At 38.1% G+C, this 13,159-nt stretch carries 8 protein-coding genes; 3 read left to right on the forward strand and 5 right to left on the reverse strand.

Features of this window, described 5'->3' with window-relative positions; translation table 11 throughout:
- Positions 1-61: 61 nt before the first annotated feature.
- Complete coding sequence (locus tag E0946_RS00130) at positions 62-3,757, forward strand: C25 family cysteine peptidase (protein ID WP_133200443.1); 3,696 nt, start codon at positions 62-64, stop codon at positions 3,755-3,757.
- Between the two features lie 95 nt (positions 3,758-3,852).
- On the opposite strand, the gene E0946_RS00135 is transcribed toward E0946_RS00130, so the two are convergent.
- From E0946_RS00135 to E0946_RS00150, 4 genes are read right to left on the reverse strand one after another with little or no spacing between them, the layout of a single operon-like run.
- Complete coding sequence (locus E0946_RS00135) at positions 3,853-5,148, reverse strand: serine hydroxymethyltransferase (protein ID WP_133200444.1); 1,296 nt, start codon at positions 5,146-5,148, stop codon at positions 3,853-3,855.
- Complete coding sequence (rpiB, locus tag E0946_RS00140; RefSeq protein ID WP_133200445.1) at positions 5,145-5,585, reverse strand: ribose 5-phosphate isomerase B; 441 nt, start codon at positions 5,583-5,585, stop codon at positions 5,145-5,147. Before rpiB ends, E0946_RS00135 begins: the two co-directional genes overlap by 4 nt.
- Entirely contained in the window at positions 5,582-6,502 is a 921-nt protein-coding gene (locus tag E0946_RS00145; RefSeq protein WP_243713667.1) for a phosphate acyltransferase, read from the reverse strand. The genes rpiB and E0946_RS00145 overlap by 4 nt, the downstream gene beginning before the upstream one ends.
- Positions 6,499-7,413, reverse strand: a complete 915-nt coding sequence (locus tag E0946_RS00150) for a phosphate acyltransferase (protein ID WP_133200446.1) — start codon at positions 7,411-7,413, stop codon at positions 6,499-6,501. The genes E0946_RS00145 and E0946_RS00150 overlap by 4 nt, the downstream gene beginning before the upstream one ends.
- Positions 7,414-8,180: 767 nt before the next feature.
- Here E0946_RS00150 and E0946_RS00155 point away from each other — a divergent pair.
- Positions 8,181-9,122, forward strand: a complete 942-nt coding sequence (locus E0946_RS00155; protein WP_133200447.1) for an SPFH domain-containing protein — start codon at positions 8,181-8,183, stop codon at positions 9,120-9,122.
- 18 nt (positions 9,123-9,140) lie between these two features.
- A complete protein-coding gene (gene eno / locus E0946_RS00160) occupies positions 9,141-10,418 on the forward strand; it encodes a phosphopyruvate hydratase (protein WP_133200448.1) in 1,278 nt (425 codons plus the stop codon).
- Between the two features lie 529 nt (positions 10,419-10,947).
- On the opposite strand, the gene E0946_RS00165 is transcribed toward eno, so the two are convergent.
- Positions 10,948-13,146 carry an FG-GAP-like repeat-containing protein gene (locus E0946_RS00165; protein WP_133200449.1) on the reverse strand — a complete coding sequence of 733 codons (2,199 nt, stop codon included), beginning with the start codon at positions 13,144-13,146 and terminating at the stop codon, positions 10,948-10,950.
- Positions 13,147-13,159 lie beyond the last annotated feature (13 nt).

Consider the following 13,159-nt stretch of genomic DNA (forward strand, 5'->3'; position numbering starts at 1 on the left):
TCCCTCTTTTACCTCTTGGCTCATAACTAAAGAGTTTTTTTATAAAGTCAATGGAGTAAAAATGAAGAAAATATTACTTATAATAACCCTCCTATTAACCCTGACTTTTGCTTTAACTGCCAGGGAAATAACTGTTAGCAGTTATGATAATCACATCCAATTATTGGATAGTAATCCAGAACATATGGTAATGCAACTTACGCTCGGTCATTTCAATGCTGAACCAGTAGATATAGATGGAAACACCTGGAATTTGATTAGCCTTAAAAAGGAAGGTTTAACCCTTGAAGCTGGATATCCGCAGGTTCCTGTTTTAGCAAGAAGTGTTATTATACCAAACACCGCTAAAATGGAACTAAGCATCCTTAATAGTGAATATGTAGAAATGATTTTGCCAGTTGCTCCTTCCAAGGGTAATCTTACCCGTGATATAAATCCCGAAATGGTTCCATATTATTTTGCCGATTTTTATTCCGGTAACGAATTCTGGCCTGAGAATCTTTCTTATTTAACAGAACCGTTCATCCTCCGTGATTACAGAGGAATAACCGTCCGTTTTCAGCCATTTGTTTATTATCCTACCACTCAAACTTTACGTATCTATACCAAACTGACAGTTGCTCTTGAGGTTAATGGCACTGATTTAACTAACTCCTTATCAGTTGTTAAAACTTCCTATGCTCAAGAGTTTGCACCACTTTATGAAAATATGTTTCTGAACTTCAATCAAGCTAAATATCCTTCTCTGGCAGAGCAGGGAAGAATCCTGGCTATTAAGAACTCTATGTTTGATAATGTAATGCAACCCTGGATTGATTGGAAGCGTCAAAATGGCTATAGAGTAGATGTAGTTGATGTCACTGTTGCTGGACCTACTGCCACACAGATAAAGACTTACATTCAAAACCAGTATAACTTAAATGATGGCTTGATGTTCGTGCAAATTTTTGGTGATGCTCCTCAAGTTCCCACTCTTACCTCTGGTGGTGGAGGTTCTGATCCATCCTATTCACTTCTGGCAGGATCTGACAGTTATCCTGATATTTATGTGGGTAGATTTTCTGCTCAAACGGTAGCTGAAATGGAAACTCAAATAACTCGTTCAGTTCACTATGAAAGAGATATTCAAGCGGGAAGTCAATGGATTCAAAGAGCTATGGGAATAGCTTCCAACCAGGGAGGTGGTTCTCAAGGTGATATGGGTGAAAGTGATCAGCAACATCAGGAAAATATCCGAACTGATCTTCTTAATTATGGTTATTTAAGCGTTGACCAGCTATATCAATCTATGGGTGCTACAGCTGCTCAAGTCAGCACAAACCTTAACCAAGGAAGAGGATTTATCAATTATACTGGTCACGGTTCTGATACTTCCTGGGTTACCACTGGTTTTAGCAATACACATGTAAATGCACTGGTAAATGATTATATGCTTCCTTTTATTCAGAGCGTTGCTTGTGTAAATGGAAACTTTGTAAGTCAAACCTGTTTTGCTGAAGCTTGGTTACGATCAATTAATGAAGCAACTAATGCTCCCGCAGGGGCTATAGGATTTTATGGTAGCTCCATAAATCAAAGCTGGAATCCTCCTATGCGTGCTCAAGATGAAACTGTAGATCTTTTAGTAGCAGAACAGAAACATACTATGGGAGGTCTATTCTATAACGGCTCCTCCAAAATGATTGAGGTTTATGGTCAGGATGGAATCAGTATGTTTTTGACCTGGAATATCTTTGGTGATTGTTCTCTTATGGTTCGTTCCAAGGATCCGCAACCTATTACAGCCACTTATACCCCTATCCTTTTCATTGGTATGAATACCTTCCCAGTTAATACAATTCCTGGTGCAAAAGTTACCCTTTATAGTGCTGGAACCGTATATGCTACAGGATATGCTGATGCCAATGGAGATATTAATTTGACTCTGGAAAATCCTCCCCTGGAACCTATGGATTTGACTTTGACTATCTCTGCTTTTAATAAAGTAACCTATCTGGACACTATCCAAGTGCTTCCTGCTAGTGGACCGTATTTGGTAGTTGCAGATATGATGGTGACGGATAATAACAATAATATCCCAGAATATGGAGAATTAATAACTTTGAATCTGATGTTTAGTAATGTAGGGAATGACATTGCCATTAATCCTACTGTTTCCATTCAGACTGAAGACCCTTATCTAACTATTATTAATGGAACCGAAAACATTCCTGATATTGCTGCCAATAGCATCGGTGGAACGGTCAATGGATTAACTATACAGGTAGCAAGCAATGTTCCCGACCAACATACTGCTTCTATTCATATTATTGCTACCGTTGCTGATGAAAGTTATGAATATGACCGTAATCTGGTGCTTAATGCTCCCGCATTTACCTGGGAAGGATTAATTATTGAGGATTATCTTGGTAATAATAATAGTGTTTTAGATCCTGGTGAAAGCGTTACTATATGTCTTCCCGTGACTAATACTGGACATGCTCAGGCAAATAACATTTCTACAGCTCTGGCAATCGTCGGAGGAATGAATGTAATTGAACCTATGGACGATTCCTTTTCTGCTTTAGCGGCTGGAGAACAATGCCAAATAACCTATTATATTACCCTGAGTTCACAGGTTGCTCAAGGAACAAACTTACTATTAACAGCGATGCTTTTTGCTGGAGATTATAGTTCTGTTCAGAATTATCCTATAACCGTAGGTTTATTAATGGAAAACTTTGAAACCAATTTCTCTGGCTTTAATTGGCAATTTTCCAATGGGAACTGGACTATAGATAATACCAGTTATAATAGCACACATTCTGCTAAATCTGCCACTATCAATCATAATCAGACTACTTCAATGAGTGTTACCCTAAATTGCCCGGTAGATGGGACAATTAGCTTCTGGAAGAAGGTCTCCAGTGAACTGAATTATGACTATCTCCGTTTTTCTATCAATAATGTAGTTCGCAGTCAGTGGTCTGGCACTTCAGATAATTGGAGTCAAGTCTCCTTTGATGTTCAAGCAGGACAGAATACTTTCACCTGGTCTTATTCAAAAGATAGTGGTATCTCTTCAGGTAGTGATTGTGCCTGGATTGATGATATTATTTTCCCCTCCAGTGGAACAATTATTGGAACACCGGTTATAGCTATTGATACCATGGTAGTAGATTTTGGCGTTGTTCCCATAGGTCAAATTGCTCAACGCACTTTCACTGTTAATAATAACGGGGATGCCGTGTTAATCGGTACTGTTCAGGTAGCTCCACCTTTTGCTGTTTATCAGGGAAATGGATATCCTGGATTTGCTATCAATATTGTAGTTCCCGTTCAATCCTATCTGGGCTTTAATCTTAACTTTACTCCTGTGGATACTTTGACTTATAATTCTACGATGCAGATTAATACTGATGACCCAGTGAATCCTGTTATAATGGTGCAACTGGTTGGAAAGGGAATGGTTGTCTCTAACGATGATCCCTTATTGCCTGCGGTTACAGAGCTTAAAGGTAATTTCCCCAATCCATTTAACCCTTCAACCACCATTGCTTACAGTGTAAAGAATACTGCTCCCGTTAGCATTGAAATATTTAATGTTAAAGGACAGCTGGTTAGAACCTTAGTAAATGAAGTCAAGACCGCTGGAAACTATAAAATTGTCTTTGATGGTCTGGATAATAACCATCGTCCCCTTGCCAGTGGAATATATTTCTGCCGTATGCAAGCTGGAGATTATCGTCAGACCCACAAAATGTTAATGTTAAAATAAGGCAAATGTAGCTTATCCTCTCCTTATTTAGCATAGAAAAACCGCCTTCAGTAAAAACCACTGGTAATATCTGGAGGCGGTTAATTTTATCTGGTTTATCCCAATTCGGGATAAAGAGGAAATCGTGCGGTAAGTGCTCGCACCTCTGATTTCATATTAGTTAGATATTCTTCATCTTCAATATGTTCTCTCACTCTTTGAATGAAATCGGCAATCTGTTTCATCTCTTCTATTCCCATACCACGCGTAGTTACTGCTGGAGTGCCCAAACGAATACCACTGGCAACAAAAGGACTGCGAGTCTCAAACGGAACAGTATTCTTATTAGCTGTTATTCCTGCTTTATCCAAAGCCTCTTCCATTTTCTTACCGCTAGGTCCACCTTCTTCTTCTGAACCAAGATTAATTAGCATTAGATGAGTATCCGTGCCACCTGAAACCAAGCTAAAACCATTAGCGATTAAAGCAGTAGCCAGCGCTTGAGCATTATCAATAATATGTTGCTGATAAACTTTGAATTCAGGCTGTAATGCTTCATTAAAAGCAGCTGCTTTTCCAGCAATTACATGCATCAGTGGTCCACCTTGAACGCCAGGAAATACTTTTGAATCAATCTCTTTAGCAAACTCTTCTTTACAGAGAATAAGTCCTGCTCGGGGTCCTCTTAAAGTCTTATGAGTGGTAGAAGTTACTACATCAGCATAAGGAACAGGATTCATATGCAACCCTGCTGCCACTAAACCAGCAATATGAGCCATATCTACCATTAACTTAGCACCTACTAAATCAGCAATCTCACGAAACTTAGCAAAATCCATCTTTCGTGGATAAGCTGAAGCTCCCGCAAGAATCATCTTAGGCTTATGTTCTTCCGCCAGACGAGCTAACTCATCATAATCAAGTTCCTCTGTTTCTTTGCTAACTTGATAAGGAACAATGTTATAGAATTGTCCACTAAAGGAAAGAGGGTGACCATGAGTTAGATGACCACCATGCGATAATTCCAGAGCCATAACGGTATCTCCAGGGTTAACCAGAGTAAAATAAGCTGCCATATTTGCCTGAGAACCGCTATGAGGTTGAACATTGGCATGCTCTGCACCAAAAAGTTGTTTAGCTCTTTCTATAGCCAATCTTTCTACTTCATCAATATATTCACAACCTCCATAATAACGACCATAAAGGTTATAATTGATTTTCCCGGTCTTTTTGCTCCAGCGATAGGGATAGCCTTCAGCATATTTATTGGTTAGCACACTACCCTGTGCTTCCAGAACTGCCAATGAAGTAAAATTCTCTGAGGCTATTAGTTCCAGATTTTCCCTCTCCCGGTTTAATTCTCCCGTCATTGCAGCATAAAGTTCCGGGTCTTGCTCTTGGATATGTTTCACTGCCTTTCTCCTTCTATTTCTTTAATTTTATCCACCCTAATCTGATGCCTACCTCCCTCAAATGAAGTAGTTAACCAGGTATTTACAATTACCAGAGCATAATGTACCGCTATAAATCTTCCAGCTAAACAGAGGACATTGGCATCATTATGCATTCTGGAAAGCCTTGCCAGATCAGCATTCATACATACAGCAGCACGGATTCCTTTAATCTTATTAGCAACTATGCTCATTCCTATTCCTGTTCCACAGATTAAGATTCCTCTCTCTGCTTTTCCTTCTGCTACTGCTCGGGCTGCTGGTAATGCTGTATCGGGATAGTCCATAGCATCTACCGAATAAGTGCCATAATCTTGAAACTCGTGTTCGGGAAAATGACTTTTAATTGCTCCCTTGAGTTCAAATCCAGCATGGTCACTGGCGATTGCTATAATCATATTTCACCTCCCATTAAACATGATAGTGCTATACAATAAAACTTAGAAGCGGCGCTTTCGCTTCTACTCATAACAATTACTGGTTTTATAGTACCTTGAATCAAACCTGCCAGTTCTCCCTTAGCAAACAGCATCAATCCTTTATAAAAACTATTGGCACTCTCCAAACTGGGAAAGATGAGCACATCAGCATCTCCAGCAAGAGGAGAACTGACTCCTTTGATTATACTTGCTTGAGGATCGCAGGCAAGAAAGATATCCAGAGGTCCATCCAGGACACAATTTTTTATCTGACCTCGTTCTACCATCTTACAGAGTTCAGCATATTCCAGCGTATGCGGAATATTATCAGAAACCTTTTCCGTAGCTGAAATCAAAGCCACTTTTGGCTTTTCTATTCCAAAACGCTGTGCCATTGCTACACTATAATTTATCATTGCTATCTTCTGATTAATATCGGGATAAGGTATGACCGCAGTATCACTTATAAAGAGAAGCTTATGATAGCCAGGCAATTGCAAAGCACAAACATAACTCATTATGGCTTTTTCAGGTAATAACCCTTTTTCTTTATCCAGAACCGCTTTAAGAAATTTATCCGTGCCCACTAACCCTTTCATTAAAACATCAGCTTCATCATCACGAACCATCCTTACAGATTCAGCCACTGCTTCTTCCTCATCTCTGGTATCAATCACGCGAAAGATTGCTGGATTTATTTGCTCAGCTTTACAGAGTTCTTCTATTTTGGGTTTAGAACCAACTAATATACCCTCTACAAATCCTTCATTAACCGCTTTCCCTATAGAGGCTATAGTATTTGGATCTTCTGCTCGGGCAACTGCAATTCGGGTGCGTTTTCCTGTGGAGCGGACATAATTGGCTAACTCTTCCAGAGAACGGATGGGCTCTTTCACTGTTTTTCTCCTGATAAAAGGGATGCCAGAGCAATAGAGTAAAGCTTGGATTTTTCACTGTCGCCACGAGAAGTGAGAACACAGGGAACCCTTGCTCCCATAACTACTGCACAAAGTTCACCATTCATCAACTTGACTACGGATTTATAAAAAGTGTTCCCTGCTTCAATATTAGGAAACAGAATACAATCCGCATCACCACAAACTTCACTTTGAACCTTCTTAATTTGAGCACTTTCTTTATCCACAATTAAATCAAATCCTAAAGGTCCTTCCACGATTGCACCTTTAATCTGACCACGTTGTGCCATTTTGGCTATCATTGCTCCTTCAGAACAGGAAGGGATTTTAGGTAAAACTTGTTCGGAAGCAGCCTGGATACCTACTTTAGGATTCTCAATACCCAGATAATGAGCTATTTTGATTAGATAATTGGTAATAGCAATTTTCTGATTGAGGTCAGGTAGTGGAATTATAGCTACATCTCCAAAGATTAGAAGCTTGTGATAAGTAGGAATTTCTGCTACGGTTACATGGGAAAGAATGGCACCTTTATCCATTAACCCTTTCTCTTTATGGAGGATAGCCTTCATATAACGATCCGTGCTAAGTAATCCTTTTAGCAAAAAATCACCCTCTCCAGCATTAATCAAATCTACTGCTTTTGCCGCAGCTTCAATATCTGACTCAGAGTGAACAATCTTAAACCGGGATGGGTCTATCTGTTCAGTCTCGCAGACCTGATATATTTGTTTTTCATCTCCTACTAATGTACCTTCTATCAAATCCATATCTACCGCTTGATAGACAGCACATATAGTGTGTGGATCAACTCCCCAGGCAGCTACTAAACGTTTACGTGGTAGTGGCTTGATGAGGTCCAGAATCTGTTCCAATCTGGTAACTTGCATTTTTACTCCTTATTTATTTATATATCCAAAATGATTGTTCACCCATGCAACCTAAATGCATTATTAATCCAATATTTCTATTGCAGTTCCCTTAAAAGTATTGAGAAAGAATTTTCTTTGTCTGAAACTTGATACTTTAAAACCATTATAAACTCATAACTTATTAATATATCAATCCGCATCTCATTCAAATTCTTTTATCTCAAGATAAATTTTATATAATTATGATTTAATTGTCCTGTTAACTATTATTTGTCAAGTGCAATCTCCAGATACCTGATCTTTAAAATGTTTTTATGCCCTTTGGTGAATAGATTTTAACTTTAACTAAATTTCAGAAATTGGTTATACGCATTTCTTTATATTATTTTAACAGTTATTTATTTAGAAATCCTTCTACTCAGTATATAAAATGAATCTCCAACTGCAACAAACAGATTAGGCTCATAATTTTTATTTCTTAGCATAAAAACCTGAGCACCAGCATATAGACCAAGCTTAGAAGTTTTTAAGATTAGGCTATGTATTGTCGCTGCTTATCACACTCTAAAAATGGATTTTATTGTCATAGAATAAGTTATTATATCCCAGATTGTATGAATATTATCATATTTTTTAATCACCATTAATTCTGATTTATCTATAATATACTTGATTTAATCGGGAAAAGTATCTTTCTTTCAGAGAAAAAAGGGTTTCTTCTTGTCAAAATACTGATTATTATATTAGTGTATTTTCATTAACTCTTTAAAAAGAAGGAGAAAAAAATGGCTGGTACTTTAATTGGCATACTTGTCGCTATCTTTATTATAGTTTTAATTTCCAGGGGAATAATAGTTGTACGACAAGCTGAAGTAGTCATTGTGGAACGTTTAGGTAAATATTATCGGACTTTAGATTCTGGTATACATATTATTATCCCAATCATTGATAAGATTCGTCCTATTCATTGGCGATACACCCGCGAGGATTATAGAGGAAACATGGTAGTCACCCAAAGATTAGAAAATAGAATTGACCTGAGAGAAACGGTATATGATTTTCCTCGTCAAAATGTTATTACCAAGGATAATGTTTCTATCACGATCAATGCTCTTCTTTATTTTCAGGTAACAGACCCTTATAAAGCTGTTTATGAAATCAGTAATTTACCTGAAGCCATTGAAAAGCTCACTCAAACCTCATTGCGTAATATAATTGGTGAATTAACTCTGGACTACACTCTCACCTCAAGAGATATCATAAATGCCAAGTTAAGGGACATTCTGGATGAAGCAACGGATAAATGGGGAGTAAAGGTCAATAGGGTAGAGCTGCAAGAAATTCTACCTCCAGAAGAAATCCGCACTGCTATGGAAAAAGAAATGAGGGCAGAACGGGATAAAAGAGCTAAAATCCTACAAGCTGATGGTGAACGAGAATATCAAGTGCGAGTGGCTGAAGGTGAAAAACTTGCTAAAATTGCCCGAGCAGATGGTGAAGCACAGGCAAAATTGCTGGTGGCTGATGCAGAACGTAAATCTATTGAATTGATTGCAGAAGCAGTGAAAAATACCGGAACTGACCCCGCTCAATATCAGATTGCTCTTAAATATATCACTGCTTTCCAGGAAATCGTTAAACAGGGTGATAAGACTGTAGTGGTCCCTTATGAAGCCACAGCTATGCTTGGTTCCCTAAAAACAATGGAGGAACTTTTTCATAAATAAAATACAAAGGAGATAGAAGTGTCTGAAATCGTCTACATTAAAGGAAGAGAAATACTGGATTCAAGAGGGAATCCAACTGTGGAAGCAGATGTGATGCTGGATAGTGGTGTTTTTACACGTGCTGCTGTTCCAAGTGGAGCATCCACTGGAGAAAGAGAAGCTATAGAATTGCGAGATGGCGATAAAAAAAGATATGACGGGAAAGGTGTCTTAAAAGCCGTGGAAAACATCAATTCTATCATTGCTCCTGCTCTGCTAAATATTGAAGCAACTCACCAAGAAGAAATAGATTCGGTGATGCTAAATCTGGATGGGACGCCCAATAAAAGCAAACTTGGAGCTAATGCAATTCTGGCTGTTTCTATGGCTGTTGCCAGAGCAAGTGCTATTGAACTGGACCTTCCACTTTATAGGTATTTAGGTGGAGTGGGTGCAAAAACACTGCCTGTTCCGTTGAGCAATATCTTAAATGGCGGAGTTCATGCTGATAACAATATTGATATTCAGGAATTTATGATTATGCCATTGGGCGCTAATTCCTTCCATCAAGCCTTACAGATGAATGCTGAAATCTTTCACGCTTTAAAGGGTATCCTCAAAAAACAGGGTCTATTCACCGGTGTAGGTGACGAAGGAGGTTTTGCTCCAAACCTTAAAGACAATGAAGAAGCTCTTAAGGTTATTATGGAAGCAATCGTTGCCGCAGGTTATCAACCAGGAAAAGATGTCTATATTGCTCTTGATGTTGCAGCTTCCAGTTTCTGGAAAGATGGTAAATATCTGTTTGAAGGAAAGACATTCTCCTCTTCAGATATGATTGACTATTACATCAATCTTGTCCAGAAATATCCTATTATCAGCCTGGAAGATGGATTAGCAGAAAACGACTGGGAGAACTGGATTATTCTTACCCAAAAACTCGGAAATAAAATTCAACTCGTAGGTGACGACCTTTTTGTGACCAATCCTGCTATAATTAAACGTGGTATTGCCGAAAATGCTGCTAACAGTGTCCTTATCAAACTAAATCAAATTGGAACAGTTAGTGAGACCATTGAGGCAATTCAAACTGCACATAAAGCTGGCTGGACTTGTGTGGTAAGTCATCGTAGCGGTGAAACTTGCGATACTTTTATTGCTGACCTCGCGGTGGCTATGAACACGGGAATGATTAAAACTGGTTCTCTTTCCAGAAGTGAACGCATAGAAAAATATAATCAACTACTTCGCATTGAGGAAGAACTGGGTTCGGCAGCAATTTATCCTGGTAGAGCAGTGATTAAACAGCTAAGTTAATCCACTGCATATCATTATATTAAACAATTATAAAGGCAGGCTAATCCTGCCTTTTTCTTTTTTCTAAGCTTTAATCTAAAACTTTTATAAAATCTTGCATCAAGTCTTAATCAAGCGTTAATTAAGTCTTTAATTATTAACGCTTGATTAAGATATGATTAACACTTGATACCAGGGATAAGCTAAGAGAATCACACTTATAAATTTAAAATCATTCAAAAACTAATTAATCTTCCAGATCCTATTTTTGTATTGATTTATTTGAAAGAATAATAACTTTTCCAGCAAACAAAATAATCAGCTTAACTGATTCATAAATATAATAATTAGTATGCTATAAGATAGTTATAGGAGAAAAAATTTAGGGGAAAAATAAAAAATAAACTTGACAAATAAATAGCCTAAATTTAATAGAACTATCCTACATAGAATGCCCTCCGATACCGTGAAGACACCGCCCGGTGCTCTTCACGGTTTTTTCATTTATTCTCTAAGAGTTAGAACTCCTGTTAACAATGTTTCAGTAATCCTATTTTATTAAAGATATCTTACGGGTTATAGTGTTTTGAGGAGTTTTTACATTCAATAGATAGATTCCGTTTGCAACTGGTTTACCCTGCTTATCTTTTCCATTCCATATGAGGTTATGATTTCCTTTTGATACAACTTCCCAGCCAATTATTTGTTGACCTTTGAGATTGTAGATTGACACCGTGGCTTTATCTTCAGATTTCAGGGTTAAATTAATATTAGTTATATCGGTAACTGGATTTGGGTAAATGCTAATAATACCGATAGATTGGTATTCATCATTAAGAGGAGTGGCAGGAATTTCTATTATAGCTGGCACTGATTCTCCTGCCACATACTGAGCGGTTACTTTCACTATATGAGCCACGGTAAAATCCCAATTAAAGAAAGAGTAGAATGTAAAGGTCGTTGAATCTACGAACTCATTATCCAGATAGATGTTGTAATGTTCCAGAGGAGAGGTACTTCCTTGAGGCTCCTCCCAGCTAATAGTAACAGGTTCATCCGTATTAGCTAATAAATTTAGTGGAGGATTTAAAACTGCAGGTGAATATTTTAGATTACGATAAAATTTGAAAGTCCCATCATAATCACCTAAAACGAGATCAAGGTCTCCATCATGGTCAAGATCTGCCAGAGCAGGAGCCGCGTTTTGATTCGTTTCTATACCAGCAAATAATTCTGTATTATTAACCCAGTTATGATTTTGATATAGATAACAATGTAGTGAACCGAACAAATCACCTGCCAATAGGTCCAATCTTCCATTTTCATCCAGGTCACCAAAAGTGGGAGAACAGTCTGAGCCAACATCTATATTGCCAAAAAATCCGCTAACTAAAGTCCATTGAGGTAATTCTGGCGAACCATTATTTTGATAATAATAAATATTCCCTGCTTCATTGCCAACTGCCAAATCCAGGTCTCCATCTGAATCCATATCAATTAAGCGAGGTACACTCCAGCCACCAACAGAAATAGGGGGGAGGACATTATTCACCTGAATAAAACCGGTTCCGGTATTTTTATGGAAATAAAGATTCCCACTCAAATCACCTACTATGGCATCCGGCAGTCCATCAGCATCAACATCTCCAAGAGTTATAGCTGAATAAATGGAATGGTCTATACTGGAAAAATAAGAGCTATCTTCTTGCCACGCTGGAGCATAGGGATTTCCTATATTTTTATAAAATTTTATATCTCCCAGCTGTGTCCCACAAATCAAATCTAAATCTCCATCACCGTCAAAATCAAACAGGACAGGAGAACTCGCTCCACCAGCATCTATAACACCACCAAAAAGATTAGTATTCTCTTGCCATTGAGGAGAAGATGGAGTTCCATTATTCACATAATACTTTAAGGGTCCATCTGCAGTTCCGAAAATCAGGTCAAAATCCCCATCTCCATCTAAATCCACCAGGTCTGGAGAATTCCAATAAGTAGAATTCCCTAAGCCACTAAAGAGGGCAGAATTATTTTCCCATAAGGGAGATGAGATAGTTCCATTATTTTGATAATAGACAAAACCATGCGCATCTCTGCCACAAAGTATATCCTGATCACCATCATTATCCAAATCACAAAAAACAGGATAAGCATAAAGACCAACATCTCCTATTAGTTGCATTGATTCTTCCTGAAAAATACCATTGGAAGCAGTACCAGTATTAAAATAGACTCGCACAGCTCCATCTTCACTTAAACCGACCACTAAATCCAAATCGCCATCACCATCTACATCAGCAACATCGGGCACGGGATTATTTCCCACTTCCAGAGTGGAAAAATAACCCAGCTGCTCTGTATAAACAGGTGATTGAATTGTTCCCGTATTGAGAAATAGATGCAGACCGGTATAACCACCGGTAATTAAATCTAACTTCCCATCTGCATTCATATCTGCACAAACTGCTAATTCCGCATCAATAAAGGATATATTGGCTAAAAGGTTATCGCCAATAACAAAATGAGGAGAAGTTGCTGTGCCAATATTACAGATATATAAAGGTGCACTATTAGTGTTTCCCAGAAAGAAATCCATATCTCCATCAGCATCAAGGTCTACAAAACGAGGTTGAGAAAAGGGTAAACTGGGAATACCACTGGGATTAAAAATCGCATTATCCTGTTGCCAGGGTTGAGCAAAAATCATTACAGGCAACAATAGTAGTAATAGTAGGTATTTATTCATTTTTATGACTCCT

The sequence above is a fragment of the Candidatus Syntrophosphaera thermopropionivorans genome, assembly GCF_004353895.1.
GTDB classification, from domain to species: domain Bacteria; phylum Cloacimonadota; class Cloacimonadia; order Cloacimonadales; family Cloacimonadaceae; genus Syntrophosphaera; species Syntrophosphaera thermopropionivorans.